Source organism: Actinomadura sp. CNU-125, from assembly GCF_001942465.1.
GTDB lineage: Bacteria > Actinomycetota > Actinomycetes > Streptosporangiales > Streptosporangiaceae > Spirillospora.
The window spans coordinates 1-21409 of the sequence record NZ_MKJY01000056.1; the positions used below are offsets into that span (position 1 = coordinate 1).

The 21409-nt window shown below is 73.0% G+C and carries 20 protein-coding genes and 3 pseudogenes; 7 read left to right on the forward strand and 16 right to left on the reverse strand.

Translation table 11 applies throughout. From position 1 onward, the window contains the following. The 5 genes from BJF79_RS08220 to BJF79_RS08235 form a co-directional block, all read right to left on the reverse strand. On the reverse strand, positions 1-193 hold a 193-nt coding region (locus BJF79_RS08220), incomplete at its 3' end, for a hypothetical protein (protein ID WP_143219783.1). Between the two features lie 60 nt (positions 194-253). Continuing rightward, positions 254-688, reverse strand: a complete 435-nt coding sequence (locus tag BJF79_RS08225) for an SRPBCC family protein (protein WP_075895980.1) — start codon at positions 686-688, stop codon at positions 254-256. Between the two features lie 80 nt (positions 689-768). Beyond that, positions 769-1227: a metallophosphoesterase gene (locus BJF79_RS58920; protein ID WP_262401697.1), complete on the reverse strand. Its 459-nt coding sequence runs from the start codon at positions 1225-1227 to the stop codon at positions 769-771. Beyond that, the gene (locus BJF79_RS58925) at positions 1206-1520 is read right to left on the reverse strand and encodes a metallophosphoesterase family protein (RefSeq protein WP_262401698.1); all 315 of its coding nucleotides are present in this window, start codon (positions 1518-1520) and stop codon (positions 1206-1208) included. The genes BJF79_RS58920 and BJF79_RS58925 overlap by 22 nt, the downstream gene beginning before the upstream one ends. An 11-nt stretch (positions 1521-1531) precedes the next feature. Next, complete coding sequence (locus tag BJF79_RS08235) at positions 1532-2296, reverse strand: copper homeostasis protein CutC (protein WP_262401699.1); 765 nt, start codon at positions 2294-2296, stop codon at positions 1532-1534. Positions 2297-2519: 223 nt separating this feature from the next. On the opposite strand from BJF79_RS08235, the gene BJF79_RS08240 reads away from it, so the two are divergent. Then, complete coding sequence (locus BJF79_RS08240; RefSeq protein ID WP_075895982.1) at positions 2520-4310, forward strand: AMP-dependent synthetase/ligase; 1791 nt, start codon at positions 2520-2522, stop codon at positions 4308-4310. A gap of 12 nt (positions 4311-4322) precedes the next feature. Here the strand turns inward: BJF79_RS08240 and BJF79_RS08245 are convergent, their stop codons facing one another. After that, positions 4323-4985, reverse strand: coding sequence for an NAD(P)H-binding protein (locus tag BJF79_RS08245; RefSeq protein ID WP_075895984.1), 663 nt, complete (start codon positions 4983-4985; stop codon positions 4323-4325). 47 nt (positions 4986-5032) lie between these two features. Next, positions 5033-5623 (reverse strand): TetR family transcriptional regulator, encoded by a 591-nt coding sequence (locus tag BJF79_RS08250; protein WP_075895986.1) that lies wholly within the window; start codon positions 5621-5623, stop codon positions 5033-5035. Positions 5624-5698: 75 nt separating this feature from the next. Here BJF79_RS08250 and BJF79_RS08255 point away from each other — a divergent pair, with 75 nt between their 5' ends. Next, positions 5699-6910, forward strand: a complete 1212-nt coding sequence (locus tag BJF79_RS08255; RefSeq protein ID WP_083733263.1) for an MFS transporter — start codon at positions 5699-5701, stop codon at positions 6908-6910. Between the two features lie 86 nt (positions 6911-6996). On the opposite strand, the gene BJF79_RS08260 is transcribed toward BJF79_RS08255, so the two are convergent. The 6 genes and pseudogenes from BJF79_RS08260 to BJF79_RS08285 form a co-directional block, all read right to left on the reverse strand. Next, entirely contained in the window at positions 6997-7800 is an 804-nt protein-coding gene (locus tag BJF79_RS08260) for a hypothetical protein (RefSeq protein ID WP_075895988.1), read from the reverse strand. A gap of 173 nt (positions 7801-7973) precedes the next feature. Then, positions 7974-9101: pseudogene (locus BJF79_RS08265) on the reverse strand (glycosyltransferase family 4 protein). A gap of 106 nt (positions 9102-9207) precedes the next feature. Next, the gene (locus BJF79_RS08270) at positions 9208-10860 is read right to left on the reverse strand and encodes a cytochrome b (RefSeq protein ID WP_075895990.1); all 1653 of its coding nucleotides are present in this window, start codon (positions 10858-10860) and stop codon (positions 9208-9210) included. Beyond that, positions 10857-11819 carry a Rieske (2Fe-2S) protein gene (locus BJF79_RS08275; protein WP_316043303.1) on the reverse strand — a complete coding sequence of 321 codons (963 nt, stop codon included), beginning with the start codon at positions 11817-11819 and terminating at the stop codon, positions 10857-10859. Before BJF79_RS08275 ends, BJF79_RS08270 begins: the two co-directional genes overlap by 4 nt. 148 nt (positions 11820-11967) lie before the next feature. Then, positions 11968-12881 (reverse strand): annotated as a pseudogene (locus BJF79_RS08280) (c-type cytochrome). A 51-nt stretch (positions 12882-12932) separates the two neighbouring features. Beyond that, on the reverse strand, positions 12933-13589 hold the full coding sequence (locus BJF79_RS08285; protein ID WP_143219785.1) for a heme-copper oxidase subunit III: 657 nt from the start codon (positions 13587-13589) through the stop codon (positions 12933-12935). A 171-nt stretch (positions 13590-13760) separates the two neighbouring features. Here BJF79_RS08285 and BJF79_RS08290 point away from each other — a divergent pair, with 171 nt between their 5' ends. Further along, entirely contained in the window at positions 13761-14183 is a 423-nt protein-coding gene (locus BJF79_RS08290) for a response regulator transcription factor (RefSeq protein WP_075895994.1), read from the forward strand. Between the two features lie 102 nt (positions 14184-14285). Then, a complete protein-coding gene (gene trpD / locus BJF79_RS08295; RefSeq protein ID WP_075895996.1) occupies positions 14286-15335 on the forward strand; it encodes an anthranilate phosphoribosyltransferase in 1050 nt (349 codons plus the stop codon). Between the two features lie 61 nt (positions 15336-15396). On the opposite strand, the gene BJF79_RS08300 is transcribed toward trpD, so the two are convergent. The 3 genes and pseudogenes from BJF79_RS08300 to BJF79_RS08310 form a co-directional block, all read right to left on the reverse strand. Beyond that, on the reverse strand, positions 15397-15684 hold the full coding sequence (locus BJF79_RS08300; protein WP_075895998.1) for an Lrp/AsnC family transcriptional regulator: 288 nt from the start codon (positions 15682-15684) through the stop codon (positions 15397-15399). An 87-nt stretch (positions 15685-15771) separates the two neighbouring features. Next, the gene (locus BJF79_RS08305; protein ID WP_075896000.1) at positions 15772-16521 is read right to left on the reverse strand and encodes a rhomboid family intramembrane serine protease; all 750 of its coding nucleotides are present in this window, start codon (positions 16519-16521) and stop codon (positions 15772-15774) included. A gap of 50 nt (positions 16522-16571) precedes the next feature. Then, positions 16572-18393: pseudogene (locus tag BJF79_RS08310) on the reverse strand (DEDD exonuclease domain-containing protein). Between the two features lie 284 nt (positions 18394-18677). On the opposite strand from BJF79_RS08310, the gene BJF79_RS08315 reads away from it, so the two are divergent. The 3 genes from BJF79_RS08315 to BJF79_RS58930 all read left to right on the forward strand — a co-directional run bounded on the left by BJF79_RS08315 (position 18678) and on the right by BJF79_RS58930 (position 21204). Beyond that, positions 18678-19955, forward strand: coding sequence for an NYN domain-containing protein (locus BJF79_RS08315; RefSeq protein ID WP_262401701.1), 1278 nt, complete (start codon positions 18678-18680; stop codon positions 19953-19955). 201 nt (positions 19956-20156) lie between these two features. Continuing rightward, complete coding sequence (locus tag BJF79_RS08320) at positions 20157-21053, forward strand: coiled-coil domain-containing protein (RefSeq protein WP_262401702.1); 897 nt, start codon at positions 20157-20159, stop codon at positions 21051-21053. Further along, positions 20953-21204: a C40 family peptidase gene (locus tag BJF79_RS58930; RefSeq protein ID WP_262401703.1), complete on the forward strand. Its 252-nt coding sequence runs from the start codon at positions 20953-20955 to the stop codon at positions 21202-21204. Before BJF79_RS08320 ends, BJF79_RS58930 begins: the two co-directional genes overlap by 101 nt. The last annotated feature ends 205 nt before the right edge of the window (positions 21205-21409 follow it).

The window sequence follows — 21409 nt, forward strand, 5'->3', positions numbered from 1 at the left end:
GTCGGCGCCCGCGCCGCCCGCGGCGCCCCGCGGCGTCCGGCTCGGCCGCGTCGTTCGGTCCGTTCGGTTCGGGACGGTCCCGGTCGTCCGGCCGGCGGGGGCCGCCGAAGACGCCGGTGCGGGCCGCGCGCCGCAGCAGCGCGTCGAAGACCCGTCCGGCCTCGTCCAGGATGTCGCCCGGCTGCTCGCTCATGACTCCATCATCCATCTATCGTCGGGGGGACGTCGGGGGCGTCGGGGGAAGGTTTCCGGGTCAGCTCTCCACGCGGCTCTTCAGGCCCTTGAGCGCGGTGTCGACGATGCGCTTCTCGGCCTTGCGCTTCACCATCCCGGGCACCCGCACCCGGACGTCCAGGGTCAGGTCGTAGGTGACGCGCGTGCCGTCCGCGTCGGCGGCGAGGGTGTAGGCGCCGTCGAGGCCGGTCACGACCGACCCCTTGTCCGCCAGCCGCCACGTCACCCGGTCGTCGCTCTCCCAGGTGTAGACGAGGCCGACGGTGTCGCTGAACGGGCCGCCGTCGAACGTCAGCCGGGCGCGCACCGCGCGGCCGTCCGCGCCCGTCTCCAGCACCGTGAACTCGCGGATGCCCCTCGCCCACTCCGGATACGCTTCGAGGTCGGCGATCACCGCCATGATCTCGGCCCGCCCGGCCTCGACGGCGACGGAAGAACTCGTGCGGTCCGCCATCTGCGTTTTCCTTCCGGCTCTGCGTGAACGGTGCGTGGACGGTGCGTTTCCCTCGCGTGGACGCCCCCCGCCAGTATCCTTCACACGGTCAGGACGTAGGGAACGCCGCGCGCACGGAAATGGCCCACGTTCACGCATTCGGTCCGCCCGATGCGGATGCGGGACGCGAGCGGCTGGTGCACGTGCCCGAACAGCACGTACCGCGGCTGCGTCCGGTGGACGGCCTCCAGGATCGCCTCGCTGCCCCGCTCGAACCTGCGCGCCACCGTGTCGTACAGCAGGTCGGGCACGGCGGGCGGGATGTGGCAGCACAGCACGTCGACGTCGCCGACGGCCGCGACCTTCGCCGCGAACGTCTCGTCGTCGAGTTCGTAGGGGGTGCGGTACTCGGTGCGCAGCCCGCCGCCGACGAACCCGAACCGCAGGCCGCCGATCTCCGCGGTCTCCCCGTCCAGGACGCGGTGCCCGTCGCGCAGGTGCGGGGCCCACATGCGCGGGACGTCCACGTTCCCGTACGTCAGGTAGGCGGGGGACGGCATCGCCGCGAACAGTTCCGCGTACTGACGGTCGACGGCCTTCTCGATGTGCGGCCACGCGTCCCCCTCCAGCGAGGCCCACAGGTCGCGGGAGAACGCGCGCGCTCGTCGAACCGCTTCAGCGTCCGCAGTTCGATGAACCGGTCGGCGTTGGCGCGGCCGAACAGGTCGGCGAAGATGCCCTGGGCGTGGTCGTCGTAGTCGATGAACAGGATGAGGTCGCCGAGGCAGATGAGGGCGTCCGCGCCGTCCGCCGCGCTCCGGAGGGCCTCCGCGCGGCCATGGACGTCGCTCACCACATGGATCCTCATGAACCGACTCTAATAGGACAGAACGCCCCGAACACGTCCGGGGTCCGCCCTCGGCGGCCCTCAGCCGCCCGCGGCCGCGGCGACCAGCGAGCGCCACTCGGCGACCAGCGCCGGGTCGACCGGGACGTCCCAGGAGCCGTCCGGGCGGACGGCCGTGCCGACGTGGAACGACGTGACGCCGGCGCCGCCAGCACCGCGACGTGCTTGCGGCGCAGCCCGCCGCCCGCCATGATCAGCGCGGCCGCGTCCGGCCCCTCGGCGGCGCGCCGCACCAGGACCTCCACGCCCGCGTCGACGCCGCGCGCGGAACCGGCGGTCAGGACGGTGTCGAGCCCGCCGCCGCCGAAACCGCGGACGGTCCGCCACGCGTGCGCCGGGTCGGCGGCGTGGTCGAGGGCGCGGTGGAACGTCCAGGGCAGCGGCGCGGCGACCGCGGCGAGCTTCTCGGTCGCGGCGGCGTCGACGTGGCCGAACGAGTCGAGGAAGCCGAGGACGAAGCCGTCCGCGCCCGCCTCGGCGAGCCCGGCGGCGGCGTGCCGCAGCCGGTCCAGTTCGGCGCCGGTGGTGCGGAACCCGGCGTTGGCGCGCAGCATGACGCGCAGCGGCAGGTCGGTGGCGGCCCGGATCGCGGCGAGCTCGTCGGGGTCGGGCGTCAGCCCGTCGGCGGCCATGTCGGCGACGACCTCGATCCGGTCGGCCCCGCCCTCCTGCGCGGCGCGCGCGTCGGCGGCGGTCAGCGCGATCACTTCGAGCAGCGACATGCGGCTCCCCCGGCCCAGGTTCCTGTGAGACCCGACCAAGCGTAGGGGAACCGGCCCGCGCCGCCACGGGACGGCCGCGCTCTTTGCCGTCCGTTGACCCGGTCGCGTGCGCACCGGGCGAGCACCTTTGCTACCCGTGGGTATCATGCCGTTCCGGAGAAGCCGGGCGGTTTCTCCGCAGCAGCAAGATCGACAGCAGCGAAGACCGACCGAGGAGCAGGCCGTGCGCGAGTTCAGCGTCCCCGCGATGGTGGAGGTCCCCGACTCCGCCAACCTGACCGACGCGCCGTTCACCCGGGCGGCCGAGTCGCCCGGGACCATCGTGCTGCGCCGCAAGCGCGGCGACGCGTGGAGCGCGGTGACCGCCGCCGAGTTCGCCGCGGAGGTGACCGGCGTCGCCAAAGGCCTGATCGCGGCCGGGATCGAACCCGGCGACCGCGTCGGCCTGCTGTCGAAGACGCGCTACGAATGGACCGTCCTCGACTACGGCATCTGGGCGGCGGGCGCGATCGCCGTCCCCATCTACGAGACGTCCTCCGCCGAGCAGATCGAGTGGATCGTCGGCGACTCCGGCGCCAAGGCCGTGTTCGCCGAGACGGACGCGCATCTGGCGGCGATCGAGCAGGTCCGGGGCGCGCTCCCGGACCTGACGCACGTCTGGGGCATCGACGGCGGCGCCGTCGCCGAGGTCACCGGGCTGGGCGCGGACGTGGGCGACGACGCGGCGGCCGAGCGCCGCGCGTCCCGCCGCGCGTCGGACGTCGCCACGCTCGTCTACACCTCGGGCACCACCGGGCGCCCGAAGGGCTGCGAGATCACCCACGGGAACCTGGTGCTGACCGCCCGCAACGCCGTGCAGGGCGCGATCTCCGAGGTGGCCGTGGACGGCAGCGCGACGCTGCTGTTCCTGCCGCTCGCGCACGTGTTCGCGCGGCTGATCGAGGTCGCGAGCATCGAGGGCGGGATCGTCCTCGGGCACAGCGACATCCCGAACCTGCTGCCCGACCTGGCGTCCTTCCGGCCGACGTTCCTGCTGGCCGTCCCGCGCGTGTTCGAGAAGGTCTACAACGGCGCCGAGCAGAAGGCGCGGGGCGAGAGCGAACTCAAGGGCAAGATCTTCGCGGCGGCGGCCGAGACCGCGATCGCCTACAGCCGGGCGCTGGACGGCGGCGGCCGGCCCGGTCCCGGACTGAAGGCCAAGCACGCGGTGTTCAACGTGCTCGTCTACGGCAAGCTGCGCGCGGCCGTCGGCGGGCGGGTGCAGTACGCGGGGCTCGCGCTCGGCGAGCGGCTCGGGCACTTCTTCCGCGGCGTCGGCATCACGATCCTGGAGGGGTACGGCCTCACCGAGACCACCGCCCCGGCGGCGGTCAACCGGCCGAGCGCCATCAAGATCGGCACCGTGGGGCAGCCGATCCCGGGCGTGGACGTGCGCATCGCCGAGGACGGCGAGGTCCTCTTCCGCGGCATCAACGTCATGCGCGGCTACTGGAACAACGAGGCCGCGACCAAGGAGTCGCTCGACGACGGCTGGCTGCACACCGGCGACCTCGGCTCCCTCGACGACGACGGCTTCCTGAAGATCACCGGCCGGAAGAAGGAGATCCTGGTCACCGCCGCGGGCAAGAACGTCGCGCCCGCCCCGCTGGAGGACCGGCTGCGCGCCCACCCGCTGATCAGCCAGTGCCTGGTCGTCGGCGACGGCCGCAAGTTCATCAGCGCGCTGATCACGCTGGACGAGGAGGCGCTCGCTCCCTGGAAGGAGCGCAACGGCAAGCCCGCCGCGATGACCGTGGACGAGCTGCGCCGCGACCCCGACCTCGCCGCCGAGATCGAGGCCGCGGTCGCCGACGCCAACAAGTCGGTCAGCCACGCCGAAGCGATCAAGAAGCACGTCGTCCTCGGCGTGGACTTCACCGAGGAGGCCGGGCACCTCACCCCGAGCCTCAAGGTCAAGCGCAACGTGGTGATGAAGGACTTCTCCGGCGAGATCGACGCCCTCTACACCCCCTGACCGGGGAGGGCGTCAGCCGCACAGGTCGGCGACGGCGTCGCCGACGGGCGTCCCGCCGTTCAGCAGGTCCAGGGTGCGGCGCCGCACGCGCGGCTCGTCGAGCAGCGCCACCAGGACGGCGGCGACGTCGTCGCGGGTGACGGCGTCGTGGCCGATCGGCGGCTCCGCCAGGCGCACGAGCCCGGTGCCCGGGTCGTCGGTGAGGCGGCCCGGGCGCAGGATCAGCCAGTCGAGGCCGTCCCGCGCGCGCAGGTCGTCCTCGGCCTCGCCCTTGGCCCTGATGTAGGCGGCCCACACGTCGCCGCGGGACGTGTCGGGCCGCTCGTCCGCGCCCATCGCCGACACCTGCAGGAAGTCGCGGACCCCGGCCCGCTCCGCCGCGTCCGCCGCCAGGACCGAGGCGGCCCGGTCGACGGTGTCCTTGCGCGCGGCACCGCTGCCCGGCCCGGCCCCGGCGGCGAACACCACGGCGTCCGCGCCGGTGAGCAGGCCCGCGACCTCGTCGGCGGTCGCCGACTCCAGGTCGCGGACGACCGGCTCCGCCCCGGCCTCCCGCAGGTCGTCCGCGTGTTCCGGGTTGCGGATGATTCCCCGGACCGTGTCCCCCCGTGCGGCGAGCAGCCGGGACAGCCGCAACGCGATCTGCCCGTGCCCGCCTGCGATCACTACGTCCATGCCGCGATCCTACGTCGCGCGGCCCGCGCGATGATCACCCGGTGTGATCACCCGGCCGGGCTCCGGTCCGCGAGCGCCGCCCGCGCGAACTCCACGACGTGCGCGCGCAGCGCCGCGACGTCGTCGGGCGTCTCGGTGCGGACGTCCATCAGGCCGGCGAGCTGCGGCATCGCCAGCGGCATCATCGCGACGCCCAGCAGGGACAGCACCAGGCGGCGGATCTCGGGGGACGGCCGCTCGCCGAGGTGGTCGGCGAGGTAGGTGACCTTGTCCCGGCAGCGTTCCTCCCGCCACCGCTCGTCGGGCAGCTCGCCGGTCCGGTCGTAGAGCGCCTCCCACATCAGCAGCCGCAGCAGGTCGGGGTGCCGCACGTAGTGGTCGAAGACACGGCCGACGTACCCCGCCGGATCGTCTTCCAGCAGGGCCGTCAGCCCGGCGAACTCGTCGAGCGCGTCCTTCATGACGGCGTCGAACAGCTTCTCCTTGCTGCCGAAGTAGCCGTAGATCCGCTCCTTGTTGACCCCGGCGCGGCGGGCGATGCGGTCGACGCGCGCACCGGCGACGCCGAGTTCGGCGAACTCCTCGCGGGCGGCGGCGAGGAGTGCGGCGCGGGTGTCGGTCGCGGGGTTCTTCGGCATGCGCGAATCATACCGCCTACGGCGACCAACCGGTTGGTTGACATCCAACCGGTTGGTTGGCTAGCGTCCTCCGCCATGACCAGTCCCATACGGAACGTCGCGCGGAAGGCCGGACCCGGACCCGGACCCGGAACCGGCGCCGGGAACGCCGCGCCGGGCCCCTCCCCCACGGCGGAAGCGGCCTACGCCCCCTTCGGCCGGACGGTCGCCGCGCTCGCCGCCACCGCCCTGCTCGCCACCTCCCAGCTCTACGGCATGATCCCGCTGCTCGGCCGCGCCGCGTCCGGCTGGCGCACCGACCCCGCGTCGCTCACCTGGCTCGTCAGCGTGTTCGGCTTCGGCTACGCCGCCGGGTTCCTGCTGTTCGGCCCGCTGTCGGACCGGCTCGGACGCCGCCGCGTGATGGTCGGCGGCGTCGCGGCGACCGCCGTCAGCACCGCGCTCGTCGCCGCCGCCCCGTCCCCCGACGCCGCGCTCGTCCTGCGCATCCTGCAGGGCCTGACGATCGGCGCGTTCCCGCCCGTCGCGATGGCCTACATCGGCGAACGCGTCGCGCCGCACCGCAGGCTCGTCACCGTCACCGCCATGACCACCGGCTTCCTCGCCGCGGCGGTCGTCGGGCAGCTCGCCGCGCAGAGCCTGGCCGCCGTACTCGGCTGGCGGTCGTTCTTCCTCGCCGGCGCGGCCGCGTTCGCCCTCGCCGCCGTCGCACTGGCCCGGACGCTGCTGCCGGACGGCCCGTCCGGCGGGGCCTCGCCCCTCACCGCCTACCGCACGATGCTGCGGCTGCTGGCCGCCCCCGGACTGTGGCCGCTGTTCCTCGCGGTCCCCGCCGTGCTCGGCCCGTTCGTCGCGATCTACACCGGGCTGCAGCTCACCGGCACGACCGGGCTGCTGGAGCTGCGCGCGAGCGCGCTGCCGGTCATCCTCGCGATCCCGTTCCTCACCGTGCGGCTAGCCCGGATCCCCGGGCCCGCCCGGGCGGGCGCGGCGCTCGCCGCGTCGGCGGCCGGGGTCGCGCTGATCGGCCTGCTGGAACCGGGGACGTTCGGGCTCGCGCTGCTGCTGATGGTCGTCACCGCGGGCACCGCCGTCGCCGCGCCGGCCTCATCGAGATCGTCGTCGCCCGGGCGGCGCCGCCCGGGCGCCCGCCGTCTCGCTGCACAGCACGCTGCTGTTCGCCGGGGCCAGCCTCGGGCCGCAGCTCGCCGCCGCGCTGACCGGGCAGGGGCTGCGCCGCGCTCGCGCTCGTCCTCGCCGCGCTGCTGGCCGCGGCCGCCCTGCTGATCGCCGCGGCCCGCCGCGCCCCGGCCTAGCCGAGACGGGTCGCGGCGGCGCGGAACACGTCCGTCGCGCGGAACACGGTGTCGCGGTCAGCTCGTCCAGGGGAGCCGGACGCACTCCAGTTCGGGATCGGCCAGCAGGTCGTCGACCAGCGACGTCGGCCCCACGACCTTCGTGCCCCACAGGTCCCAGTCGCAGTAGACGATCCAGGAGCGGTCCTCGGCCCACAGGTTCGACGGGCAGCTCTCCATGTCCGGATGGTCGTACAGCGCACCGGCGTCCCCGAGCCGCCCGACGAGCACCGTGTCCTCGTCCCAGTCGTTCGTCACGAGCGGGCAGTAGTAGGCCAGGCAGCGGGTGCCGTCGCCCGACGGGCTGTGCCGCAGCAGGATCCCGATCAGCCGGTGCCAGCTCTCCCGGTCCAGGCAGCCCTCCGCGGGCGGCCGGATCGCCGCCGACCAACTGCCCGCCGGGTGCGCCTGCCGCAGGCAGCGGTTCCCCGGGCGGCGCCCGTCCGGGACGACCGGCTCCCCGAAGCCGCGCGCCAGCTCCCGCCAGCGCAGCCGCCGCCAGCCGCGCCCCGGGCGCCCGGTGCGGCCGAGGTCGGTGCCGGTGTCGATCGTGATCTCTTCGAGGTCGGCGAGCACCTCGCCCGCCTCGCCGGTCTCGGGGCGCTCGGGCGGCCACACCGCCCGGACCGACCGGTGCAGGTCGTCGTGGGTCGTGGTGACCAGGCCCTCCTCCCACGCGTACATGGCGTGCAGGATCCAGGCCGCGTCCGGACGGCGCGGCGGCTCGTACCCGGAGGGCTGCCCGGGGTCGAGGTCGTCCAGCCAGCGGACGGCCGCCCCGGGGACCCGCACCCACGCGCGCTCGACGCCCGCGTTCTCCATCGCACCTTCCCCCAGTCTGTGATGTCGTCCGGCCTCCCCGGCACGGGCCGGTTCGGGCCGGACCACGGCTTTCGGGCCGGAAGCGCCTTCCTTCAGGTAGGGCGGCGAGTCATATACGGCATCCTGTCACCAAGAACGTCGCCGCGGTATGAGCGCCAAGGGCGTATTTGGGGTCAATCCCCGAGCAGCGTCCCGAGCCGCGCGGCCTGGATCTCCCAGCGCCACTCCCGCTCCACCCACGCGCGCCCCGCCTCGCCCATCGCGCGGGCGCGGGCGGGCGGGGTCGGCGAGCAGACCGGCGACGGCGGACGCGACGCGCGCGACCGTCCGTCCCGGGACGACCGTGCCCGTCTCCCCGTCCAGGACGCGTCGGGCGCGCCGCCCGAGTCCCCGGCCACGACCGGCAGCCCGGTCGCCGACGCCTCCAGGTAGACGATGCCGAGGCCCTCGACGTCCAGGCCGCGGCGGCGGGTGCGGCACGGCATCGCGAACACGTCACCGGCGTCGTAGTGGGCGGGCAGCTCCTCCCACGGGACGCTCCCGGTGAAGACCACCGAACGGGACACCCCGCGGGACGCCGCCAGCCGCTCCAGCTCGGCCCGGTACGGGCCGCCGCCCACCAGCAGCAGCACCGCGTCCGGCACCCGCCGCAGCACCTCCGGCCACGCGTGGATCAGCGCGTCCTGGCCCTTGCGCGGCACCAGCCGCGACACGCACACCGCGACGGGACGGTCCGCGAGGCCGTACCGGGCGCGGACGTCCGCGCCGCCCGCGCCGCCACGAACGTCTTCTCGTCCACGCCGGGGGCCAGGTGCGCCATCCGCGCCGCCGCGACCGGATCGAGCGCCCGCGCCATCCGGGAGCGCGTGTACTCCCCCAGGTACGTGAGGACGTCGACGCCGTCCCCGATCCGGCCGAGCAGCGCGCGCGCGACGGGCAGCGCCGCCCATCCGGCCTCGTGCCCGGCGTTGAGCGACCAGCCGCCGCGCGCCGCGCCGCCGCAGCGCCGGGGCCAGCAGGCCCAGCGGGGCCGCCGCGCCGAACACCACCGAGTCGCAGTCCTCGGCGCGCAGCACGTCGGCGGCCCGCCGCAGCACGCCCGGCTCCGGCAGCATCAGCGGGCCCGGATGCCGGACGACGGGGAACGGCTGCGCGGCGTCGAAGCGCGCGGCACCGTCCCAGGCGGGCGCGTACACCACCACCGAGCCGGGCGGGCGCCGCAGCGCGAGGCCGTGCACGAAAGCCTGGATGCCGCCGGGGCGGGGCGGGAAGTCATTGGTCACGACGAGCGTCTTGGTCATCGCGATCCAGGATATGGAGCGGCGGGGCGCGGCGGATCCGCGGGAACGGCGAAGGGCCCGCCACCGGTCGTCCGGTGACGGGCCCTCGGCCGTGACAGTGCCGCGGTCAGCTGCGGAGTTCCTTGGATTCCTTGGACTCCTCGCCGCCCTCGACTTCCGCGTGCCCGTCGTCGTGCCCGTTGTCGTGGCCGTGCTCCTCGACGGGGATGTCGTCGAAGGTCCAGGCCCGGTTGAGGCGCGCGCGAAGGTGCCCGAGGGGCCCCTTGGACGACGGCGCGGGGATGCCCTGCGCGTCCTTCGTCGGGGGCGCGGGACGGGCGTTCTCCTTGGCGAGGAGCTTGGCGCGCTCCTCCTCCTTGGCGGGCTCGTGCCGCTCGGCGAACTTGCCGTCGGGCGACATCGTGATGATGCCGCTCTCCACGCCGTGCCCGAGGACGTCGGCGTCCCGGCGCTGCAGGCCGAGGCAGATCCGCTTGGTGACGATGTACGCGATCACCGGCCCGACGAAGATCGTCACCCGGAAGAACCACGTCGTGGCGAACAGCGAGACGTGGAACTTCTCCGCGATGACGTCGTTCGCGCCGGCCAGCCACATCAGCCCGTAGAAGGTGACGGCCGCCATGCCGATCCCGGTGCGGACCGGGGCGTTGCGCGGACGGTCGTTCACGTGGTGCTGACGCCGGTCGCCGGTCACCCACTGCTCGATGAACGGCCACGCCATCGCGCCGCCGAAGACGATGCCGAGCGGGACCGCCGCGGGGATCAGGACGTTCCAGCTGATCGTGTGGCCCCACAGGGTGGTCTCCCACCCGGGCATGAGCCGCAGCGATCCTTCCAGGACGCCCATGTACCAGTCGGGCTGCGATCCCGCGGAGATGGCCCCGGGGTCGTACGGCCCGAACAGCCAGATCGGGTTGATCTGGAAGAACGCCCCCATCAGGGCCAGCACGCCGAACGTGAAGAGGAAGTAGGCGCCCGTCTTGGCCATGAAGACCGGGTAGAACGGGTAGCCGTACACCTGCTTCTCGGTCTGGTTCTTGACCGGCATCGCGGTGTGCTTCTGATGCCACATGATCATCATGTGCGCGGTGACCAGCGCGAGGATGAGGGCGGGGATCAGCAGGATGTGCAGCATGTACATCCGCGGGACGATGTCGGTGCCCGGGAACTCGCCCCCGAACAGGAACATGTACCCGTAGGTGCCGACCACCGGGATCGCCTCGAGGACGCCCTGCGTGATCCGCAGGCCGGTGCCCGACAGCAGGTCGTCCGGCAGCGAGTAGCCGAACAGGCCCTCCAGCATCCCCAGGATGAACATGGTGATGCCGATCAGCCAGTTCAGCTCGCGCGGCTTGCGGTACGCGCCGGTGAAGAACACCCGCAGCATGTGCGCCAGGATCGACGCCATGAACAGGATCGCCGCCCAGTGGTGGATCTGCCGCATGAGCAGACCGCCGCGGACGTCGAAGCTGATGTGCAGCGTCGAGGCGTACGCCTCGGACATCTTGACGCCCTTGAGCTGGTCGTACGAGCCGTCGTAGACGACCTCGACCATGCTCGGCTTGAACCAGAGCGTCAGGAACGTGCCGGTCAGCAGCAGGACGATGAACGAGTACAGCGCGATCTCGCCCAGCATGAACGACCAGTGGTCCGGGAAGACCTTCTTGACGTTGCGCTTGAGGAAGCTCGTGGAGCCCAGGCGCTCGTCGATGAAGCCCAGCGTTCCCTCGATCGCCTTCGGAGCCGTCGTGTCGCTCATCCGCGCTCCCAGAAGCTCGGGCCGACGGGTTCGGGGAAGTCGCTCGTCGCGATGATGTAGCCGTCCTCGACGCTCAGCGGCAGCTGCGGCAGCGGCCGCGCGGCCGGACCGAAGATCACCTTGGCGGCGTCCGTCGCGTCGAAGGTCGACTGGTGGCACGGGCACAGGATGTGGTGCGTGGTCTGCTCGTACAGGGCCGCGGGGCAGCCGACGTGCGTGCAGACCTTGGAGTACGCCACGACCCCGTTGACGTGCCAGTTCTCGCGGCCCTCGGCGGGCTTGAACTGGCCCTCCGGCACATTGATCAGGATGGTGACGGCCTTGGCCGTCTCGGTGAGCACGTCATGCTCGGAGACGTGCTCCTCGATGCCCTCGGGCAGCACCGTGATCATCGAGCCGGGCGTCGCGAAGTCGCTGACCCGGAGCGGCTTGTGGGTGCCGTCCACCACCAGGCGGACGCCCTTCTTGCCCTCGGCCTTGGCCTTCTCGACCGCCTCGCCCCAGTGCGTGTGGCGCAGCCGCTTCTCCGGCAGCGGGCCGAGGTCGCGCAGCAGCACCAGCGGGGCCAGGCCCAGCGGGGCGGCGGCCAGCAGCAGCGTCCGGCGCAGCAGCGGCCGCTTGGTGAGGCCGCTGTCGGCGGCGCCCTCCAGGAAGTCCTCGGTGAACGCCGCGCGCGTCTCCGCGTCGCTGGTCAGGTCGTGGCGTTCCTGCGTGATCGGCTTGCTGGTCATCAGCCGGCGCACCCAGATGGTGACGCCCGCCGCCAGCAGCAGGAACGCGGCGGCCATCGTGCCGCCCAGCCAGAAGTTGGACTCCTGCGCGCGCAGGATCCCGTGCATGCCGCCGTTGCGGCCGCTCCAGCCGATGTAGTACGCGATGAAGGCGACGCTCGCCGCGAACGCGAGCAGGAACAGCAGTGCGACGACGCGCTCGGCGCGCCTGGCGGACTGCTCGTCCAACTGCTCCCCGCTGCCCGCGGGCGCGGAGATGTCGTCCTCGGCGAGGAGCGCCTTGTCCCTCGCCGGGGAGGCGTGCCGATCACGCGTTCGCGCGGCCCGCCTTCCTCGCGCGGGCCCGTCGAGCCCGCGGTCTCCTTGTTGTCGTCGCTCATGACTTCTTCAGCTTCTTCGGCTTCTTCGCAGTGATCCACATGGCCGCCAGCACCAGGAAGCCGATGCCGAACAGCCATCCGGCCAGGCCCTCACTGACCGGGCCCATGCGGCCGAGGCCCCAGCCGCCGGGGTTGGGTTCCTCGCGCGTCTCCACCAGGTAGGCGATGATGGCCTGCTTGTCCTTCGGCGTGAGCGTGGTGTCGTTGAACACCGGCATCGCCTGCGGGCCGGTCAGCATGGCCTCGTAGATCTGCGTCGGGGTGACGTCGCTGGTCGACAGCTCGGGCGCGTACTTGCCGCCGGTGAGAGCGCCGCCCTGCCCGGTGAAGTTGTGGCACTGGGCGCAGTTGGTGCGGAACAGCTTCCCGCCGAGCGCGGCGTCACCGCCCTCGGGGTCGGTGACCGACTCCGGCGGGATCGCCGGGCCACCGCCCAGGGAGTCGATGAAGGCGATCAGGTCGTGGAGGTTGTCCTCGGCCTCCGCCTTCTGCTTCTCGGCGGCCTCGCGCTTCTCCGGCTCCTCGTGGTCCGTCTCGATGTCCGTGTCGAACACGGGGATCGGGTCCTTGCGCGGGACCTGCGCACCAGGGTTCATCGCGGGCATGCGGCCCGTGCTGACCTGGAAGTCGACGGAGGCGGCGCCGACCCCGATGAGGCTGGGAGCGATCCAGTTGCCCTCGGCGTCCTTGGTGCCCTCACCGTTGAGCCCGTGGCAGCTCGCGCAGTTCTTGTTGAACAGCTGCTGGCCGTGCTCGATGTCCTCGGCGGTCTGGGCCTTGCCCGCCGCCGCCTCGGCGCGTTCGGTCTGCGGCGAGAAGCCGGCGTAGATGACGCCGATCGCCGCCAGGGCCGCCAGCACGACGGCGTAGCCGCCCACGGGCGCCGTCGCCATGCGGTGAACCTTTTCACGGAAATCCCCGTTCGGGTCATGTCGTCTGGTAGGTCAATCGGGTCAGGTCGTCACAGGTCGAGCAGATAGATCGTCGCGAACAGACCGATCCACACCACGTCGACGAAGTGCCAGTAATAGGACACGACGATCGCGCTGGTGGCCTGTTCGTGCGTCCATCTCTTCGCGGCGTACGTCCGTCCGAGGACGAACAGGAACGCGAGGAGGCCGCCGATGACGTGCAACCCGTGGAATCCGGTGGTCAGGTAGAAGACCGACCCGTAGGCGGAGGACGAAAGCGTCAGGCCGTCGTGCGTGACGAGGTTGTAGTACTCGTAGCCCTGCCCGGCGACGAAGACGGCGCCCATCAGGAATGAGAGCACGTACCACTCGCGCAGTCCCCAGCGCCGGAAGTTCAGCAGGCCGCCGTCGCGCCCCACCTTCCCGGCCTCCGCCTTGAACACGCCCATCTGGCACGTCACCGAGGACAGCACCAGGATGGTGGTGTTGATCGACGCGTACGGAACGTCGAGCGGGGCGCCCGGCCAAGCGTCTTGTCCGGACTGGCCGATCGTCACGGAGCGGATCGTGAAGAACATCGCGAACAGCGCCGCGAAGAACATCAGCTCGGACGACAGCCAAACGATCGTCCCCACGCTGACCAGATTGGGACGGTTCGCCCGTGCGTGAGGTGTTGTCTCTATCGCGGATGCTGTCACGGGCAGCATTATTGCGCCCCCATCCCGTGAGTGACGCATGACCCCCCTCCTAGAGTTCCCGGGCGTGTTCCCGAAGACCGCCCGACGACCCGCCCGCCGACCCGCCGGATGCCCGCCCGACCGCCGAAAACCCGCCCTGGATCTCGTGCGCGCGGCGCGGACCGGGTAACCTTCATCGACATGAGCACCGCCCCGGAGAGCCCGATGAAGGTTCTCGTCTACAGCGACGACGCGAACACCCGCGCCCAGATCCGGACGGCGATCGGGCGACGTCCCGCCGCCGACGTGCCGCGGGTCGAGTTCGTCGAGTGCGCGACGCAGCCCGCCGTGGTGCGGCGGCTCGACGAGGGCGGCATCGACGTCCTCGTCGTGGACGGCGAGGCGCAGCCCGCGGGCGGGCTCGGCGTGTGCCGCCAGGCCAAGGACGAGGTCTTCGACTGCCCTCCGGTGCTGGCCATCATCGCCCGGCGCGACGACGGCTGGCTCGCGACCTGGTCGCGCGCCGACGCCGTGGTCGCCCTGCCGCTGGACCCGATGGCCCTGGCGAACGCGCTCGCCGGCCTCATGCGCCGGCGCCTCGAGAACCGCCTTCCGGCCCTGTAAGCCCAGCTCGCCGGGGAGGCGGGGGCGGAGCCCCGGCCAGCAGCCCCGGCCGGGAAGCCGTCCCGCGCGTCCCCCGGTGACCGACCTCATCCTTGGGGAGACATGGACGCGCGCACGACCTGGCCCGCACTGCTGAACGCGCTGCTCGACGGCGAATCGCTGACGAGCGAGGAGACGTCCTGGGCCATGAACACGATCATGGCGGGGGACGCCACCGACGTGCAGATCGCGGGCTTCGCCGTCGCGATGCGCGCCAAGGGCGAGACCGTCGCCGAGGTCTCCGGGCTCGCCGAGGGCATGATGGACAACGCCACGCCGATCCACGTGCCCGGTCCGATCGCCGACCTGGTCGGGACGGGCGGCGACCGCGCCCACACGGTGAACGTGTCCACGATGGCGGCGGTGGTCGCCGCGGCGGCGGGCGTCACGGTCGTCAAGCACGGCAACCGGGCCGCGTCGTCGTCGTGCGGCTCCGCCGACCTGCTGGAGCACCTGGGCGTCGCCATCGACCTGTCCCCCGAGGCGACCGCGCGGGTCGTCGCGGAGACCGGCATCACCTTCTGCTTCGCGCCCCGGTTCCACCCCGCGCTGCGGTACGCCGGGCGGACGCGCGCCGAGCTCGGCACGCCCACGGTGTTCAACTTCCTCGGCCCGCTGACGAACCCGGCGCGGCCCACCGCGCAGGCCGTCGGGGTGTACCACCCGCGGATGGCGGGCGTCATCGCGGGCGTGTTCGCGTCCCGCGGCTGCTCGTCGCTGGTGTTCCGCGGCGACGACGGCCTGGACGAGCTGACCACCACGGGCACCTCGACGGTGTGGGTCGTCCGCGACGGCACCGCGACCGAGACGACCTTCACCCCGGCCGACCTCGGCATCCCGCCCGCCGCGCCGGACGATCTGCGCGGCGCGGACGCGGCCTTCAACGGGCGGGTCGCCCGCGACCTGTTCGCGGGGAAGACCGGCCCGGTCCGCGACATCGTGCTCCTGAACGCCGCCGCGCTGATGACGGCCTACGACGGCGTCCCGTCCGCCGGCGAGCTCACCGGCGCGCTGCGCGCCGGGTACGAGCGGGCGGGCCGCGCGATCGACTCGGGCGCCGCGAACGAGCTCCTCGACCGCTGGATCGAGGTGTCGCAGGGCCTGCGCGGCTGACGCCGGAACCGCCGGCCCGCGGCGTGCCGGGCACGCCCCGGGCCGGCGACCGCGGCGAGCCTCAGTCGGCGTCGGGGAGGCCGAGGGCGAAGGCGGCCTCGATGTCGTGCTTGGAGTAGGTGCGGAAGGCGATGTGCGTCTCGCTGCCGACCACTCCGGGGACCTTGTTGAGCCGCCCGGGGATGACGTCGTTCAGTTCCTCGTGGCGGCGGACCCGGACCATCGCCATGAGGTCGTTGTCCCCGGTGACGGAGTAGACCTCGCTGACGCCGTCCAGCGCGGCGATCGCCTCGGCCACCTCGTGGATGCGCGCGACGTCGGCCTTGACGAACACGATCGCAGTGACCACTGCACCCTCCCCTTTTCCGTGACGGTCCGACTCTATCGGGACGGACCGCCGCGCCCGTCGGCCGCCGCCGGGTGCGGGGCGGGACCGTCAGCCGCGGCTCAGTGCGGCGAGGCGCCGCGCCGGGCCCGCGCGGCGGGCGAGGACGGCGAACACCACTCCGGCGACGAACCCGTAGATGTGCGCGGTGTAGGCGACGTTGCTCTCCTCCTGGTTCAGGGAGAGCCATTGCAGGACGAACCAGTATCCGAGCACGACCCACACCGGCAGCCGGATCACGATGATCGGCGGCACGTAGCTCACGATGCGGCCGCGCGGGTTGAGGATGACGTAGGCGCCCATCACCCCCGCGATGGCGCCGGACGCGCCGATGAGCGGGACCATGGAGTCGGGCGAGGTGTAGGCGAACCCGTAGACGGCGGCGAGGCCGAACAGCAGGTAGGCGGCGAGGTAGCGCCACCGTCCGAGCCGGTCCTCCAGCCCCATGCCGACGACGAACAGCGCGACGACGTTGCCGAGCAGGTGCAGCGCGCCCGAGTGCAGGAACATCGAGGTGAACGCGGACGTCCACGGGATCTTGCCGTCGTCGTCGGGCCCGCACGCGTGCCGGATCTCGGTCGGCAGCGGCTGCCGCTCCCCCGTCGTCAGTTCCTTGGGCACCGCGCCGTACTCGAAGCTGAAGTGCGCGGCGTTGCACTCGCGGACCTCGCCCTCGCCGTACCAGGTGGCGAAGTTCGACATGGGGGTGAGCAGGAACACCACGACGTTGGCCGCCACCAGCAGGTACGTCACCCAGGGCACGCGGCGTGCGGGCTGGCTGTCGTAGAGAGGCAGTGCCATGCGCGGGTGGTCCCCTCGGGTGCGCGGACGATCACGTCACTGTAGCGGGGTCAGCGCAGCGGGCGGCGGGACGCGCGCGACTGCGTCGCGTGCGCGGTGTAGGCCCGGTCGCCGTAGGCCCGGTCGCGGGACGCGCGGTCGAGCCGCTCGCGGCGTCCTTCGGCGCCGTGGGCCGGGCACGTCCACGTTCCGGTGACCTCGACGAGGCGGACGCCCGGACGGTCGAGCCAGCGCAGCACGCACTCCATCTCCTCGGCGGTGGCGCCCGCGGCGGCGGCGCCGCGCGGGACGCCGCCCGGTGCGCCCCCGGCGGGCGGGAAGACCGTCTCGGCGGTGGCGATGAGGGCGTCGACGTAGGGGCGGGGACGGGCGTTCGGCGGGACGGTGCCCGCGGCGGCGAGCCGCCCGTACCGGACGACCGACAGCTCCCAGCCGCCGTCGAAGGCGGGCTGGGCGGCGACGAGCTCCGCAGCGCGGCGAGCGCGGCGAGGCGCTGCCCGCGCGCGGCGGCGCGGACGAACGCGGCGAGCCGGTCGCGCTGCTCGGCGGCCTATCGTGCGCAGCTCGGCGGCGAGCCGGTCGATGCGGACGCGCGCGGCGGCCTCCACCGGACGGACGTCGCCGCGCATGACGCGCGGCGGTGTCGGCGTGCGCGGCGTAGTCGGCGGCGGACTCGCGCCCGTCGCAGGGGGCGCCGCAGCGGCCCAGCTCCGCGAGGGCGCAGGTGCGGGCCCGTCCGCGCTCGATGAGGCGGGGCGTGAGCCGCTGGGTGCACTGCCGCAGCGGGACGGCCTCGTGCAGCGCGGCGCGGGCCTCCTCGGCCTGGTGCCGGGACGAGACGGGCCCGAGGTAGCAGGCGCCGTCGTCGCGGCATTCGCGGACGATGGACAGCCGGGGGAACGGCTCGTCGGTGAGCTTCAGCCAGATGGCCCGTTCGGGGAACTTCGACCGCTTGTTGTAGCGGGGTTTGTGCTCGGCGATGAGCCGCAGCTCGCGGACCTCGGCCTCCAGCCCGATGGCGCACGGGATCGTCCGGACGTGCTCGGCGAGGCCGACCATCTCGCGGACGCGGCGGCGGGTCTCCGAGCCGGTGAAGTAGCTGCGCACGCGGGAGCGCAGGTCGCCGCTCTTGCCGACGTACAGGACCTCGCCCGCGTCGTCCTCGAACAGGTAGACGCCGGGGGCGCTCGGCACGCCGTCGGCGAGGTGCCGCTTGCGGCGCTGCTCGGGGGTGGGCGCCTTGGCGAAGCCGCGCATCTCCTCCAGCGAGGTGACGCCGAAGGAGCCGAGCCGCTCGATGAGGCCGTGCAGCACCTCGACGGTGGCGCGGGCGTCGGCGAGCGCGCGGTGCGTCGGCTCGGCCGTGGTGCGGAAGAACCGGGCGAGCGTGCCGAGCTTGCAGTTGGGGACCTCGTCGCGGGACAGGACGCGGCGCGCCAGGTCGACGGTGTCGACGACGGGGAACGCGGGCCACGCGCGTCCCTGCCGGGCGCAGGCGGCCTTGAGGAAGCCGATGTCGAAGGGGGCGTTGTGCGCGACGAGGACGGCGCCGCGCGCGAACTCCAGGAACGACGGCAGCACCGTGTCCATCCGGGGCGCGGCCGTCACCATCGCGGTGGTGATGCCGGTCAGGGCGGTGATGAACGGCGGGACGGGGCCGCCGGGGTCGACGAGCGTGCCGAGTTCGCCGAGGACCTCGCCGCCGCGCACCTTCACGGCGCCGATCTCGGTGATGGCCGAGTCGGCCGCGGACCCGCCGGTGGTCTCGAGGTCGACCACGACGAAGGTGACCTCGGCCAGGGGCGTTCCCAGGTCGTCCAAGGTGCCCTGGACCCCGACGTCCGGCACATCGTTCCCGTGCACAGTCGTCATGACCGCGACCGTAGAGGACGCCACCGACAGTCACGGACGGCACCACCGGCGCGGGCCCGTGCCGCTAGGGTTGCAGGATCGGCCGGACGGGGCCCGGGGGAACGGCCGCGCGCAGCAGCTCGGCGCGTTCCGTCCGCCATGCCGGTGCCGGGTGGCGGCTCCGGTTAGGGCGCGGGCGCTCGGGAAGATTCGTCTTCCGACGAGCGCACCGGCGGGAACCCGGAAGGAGCGGAACCATCGACAGCGGGCCCGAAGAGCGGCTGGAGCGGCCGCTGCCCGAGGCGGTGCGGCACGGGGTGGTGGAGACCGCCGCCGATCTGCTCGGCGCGCTGCCGCCCGGTGAGGTGCCGATGCCGCTGCGCCGGTTCGCGCGGTTCGAGCGCCGCAAGCGGGCCAAGCTCGCCGGGCAGCACATCGCGGCGCTGCTGGAGAAGGACGCCGGTTTCCGGACGAGCGTCGCCGAGCCGCTGCGCGCCGCGCAGCCCGAGCTGGCCGAGGCCGTCGAGGGCGGCGACGTCCCGCCCGCGGCCGACCCGGTGCGGGTCGCGATGCTGGGGTACCTGCTGCGGCCGTCCGGGTGGACGGATCTGGTCGAGGCGGCGCGCGCGGAGCTGGAGCGGTCCGCGACGGTGTCGCAGGAGCAGGACGCCGAGCGGCGCGTCACCGCGCTGAAGGAGGAGCTGGCGGCGGCCCGGACGGCGCGCGCCGCGGAGTTCGACAAGCTGCGGGCGGAGCTGCGCACCGCGAAGTCGGAGGTCACCGAGCTGCGCCGCAAGCTGCACGAGGCGCGGACGAAGGCGCGCACGGCGCAGGAGCACGCCGCCGAGGTGACCGGCGACGCCGAGCGGGAGCTGTCGGCGGCGCGCGAGCGCGCGGCCGCGTCCGACAAGGAGCTGCGCAAGCTGCGGTCGCGGACGGAGCGGGCGGAGGCGGCGGCGGAGGCGGTCAAGCGCGCGGCGCGCGAGGGCCGCAACGTCGACGACGTCCGGCTGCGGATGCTGCTCGACGTGCTGCAGGACGCCTCGCAGGGCGTCCGGCGGGAGCTGGCGCTGCCGTCCACGATCGGGCGTCCGGCGGACGCGGTGGGCGGCATGGAGCCGGACACGCTGACGCACCGGACGCTGCCGGGGCGGGCGCTGTCGGACAGCGACCCGCAGCTGCTGGACCGGCTGCTGGCGCTGCCGCAGGTGCATCTCATCGTGGACGGCTACAACGTCACCAAGACGGGGTACGGGGAGCTGCCGCTGGCCGACCAGCGCAACCGGCTGGTGTCGGGGCTGGGCGGGCTCGCGGCGCAGACCCGCGCCGAGGTGACGTGCGTGTTCGACGGGGCGGAGCTGGACGCGCCGGTGGCGATCGCGGCCCCGCGCGGGGTGCGGGTGAAGTTCAGCAGCCCGGGGCAGATCGCCGACGAGCTGATCGGGGAGCTGGTGCGGGCGGAGCCGCCGGGACGGCCCGTGGTGGTGGTGTCCTCGGACCGCGAGGTGGCCGACGCGGCGCGGCGCGCGAATGCCCGGCCGTGCCCGTCCTCGCTTCTGCTGCGCCGGCTCGGCCGGTCCTGAGGTGAGAAATGTCCCAGGTCGCGGCGCTGGAGCGCCACTGCGGCCGACGTCCCGGCGAGCGGTCCGTGATCTTGTCGTGACAAGAAGTACGCGTTCAGGTGAGAAACCAAGCAAATAGTGATGAACCGGTTGTGACGGTTGTGGGGCCTCGCTAATGTCGTCGGCTGATTGTGTCGTCGACGAGAGGGGCTGATTTCGACCGTGACCAATGATCACATCGGGGAGCCCAAGCGCCGTAAGGGCGGGCTCGGGACGGCGGGCGCGTTTCGCGGGCTGGCGGTCGCCGCCTGTCTCGCGGTGACGACCTCGCTGGTGTCCGCCCCGGTGGCGGCGCACGCCGACCCGGAGCCCACGGCCGCGGAGGCGCAGGAGAAGCTCGACAAGCTCAACGAGAAGGTCGACCAGTACGTCGAGAAGTACAACCAGATCGGCGAAAAGCTCAAGATCGCCAAGAAGAAGTACAAGGCCGCGAACAAGAGCGCGACCGAGGAACAGGCGAAGTTCGACGAGCAGCGCCGGAACGTCGCGCAGATGGCCGCGGACGCCTACAAGAAGGGCGGCGACGAGGCCACCAAGGTGGCGGGCTTCGCCAGCAGCGAGAACCCGCAGGCGATCCTCGACCAGTCGGCCGTCTTCTCGCTGCTGTCGCGCGAGCGCAGCTCCGAGCTGACCCAGTTCATCGCCACCACCCAGCGGCTCCGCCGGGAGCAGGCGCAGGCCAAGCGCCTACGAGGAGGTCAAGGCCAAGTCCGACGAGATCAAGAAGCACAAGGACAAGGTCGACAAGGAGATCGACAAACAGCAGAAGCTGGTCCGCCGGCTCGGCGGGACGACCTCCTCTTCTTCCTCGGGCGGCTCGGGCGGCACCGGCGGTACCTACAACGGTCCCGCCAGCGGTGCGGCCGGGACGGCGCTGGACTTCGCCTACGCCCAGCTCGGCAAGCCGTACGTGTACGGCGCCGAGGGCCCGGGCTCCTACGACTGCTCGGGTCTCACCATGAAGGCCTGGGGTGCGGCGGGCGTGAGCATCACGCGCACGACGAACTCGCAGTGGGCGGCGACGAAGCGGGTCTCCAAGAACAACCTGCAGCCCGGTGACCTGGTGTTCTTCAGCGGTCTCGGGCACGTGGGCATGTTCGTCGGCAACGGCAAGATGATCCACGCGCCGCGCACCGGCAAGAACGTCGAGATCGTGAGCATCGACTCGGGTTACTACCTGAACAACTACTACGGCGCCGGACGCCCCTGACACACCCCCCGGGTGCCAGGGCGCCCCTGTGACGCGGGCCTCGGCCGAGGCCGGCGGAGCGGGCGCCGGAGACGACGGACCAGGTCCTACCTGGTCCGTTGTCGTTTTAGTGGGGATTTGCCTCCGCTTGAACCTTTGGTACGTTGTCCTGACTCGCGGCGCCCTCCAGACGCCGCGGACCGCGGGAGCCCTTCCGGCACCGCGG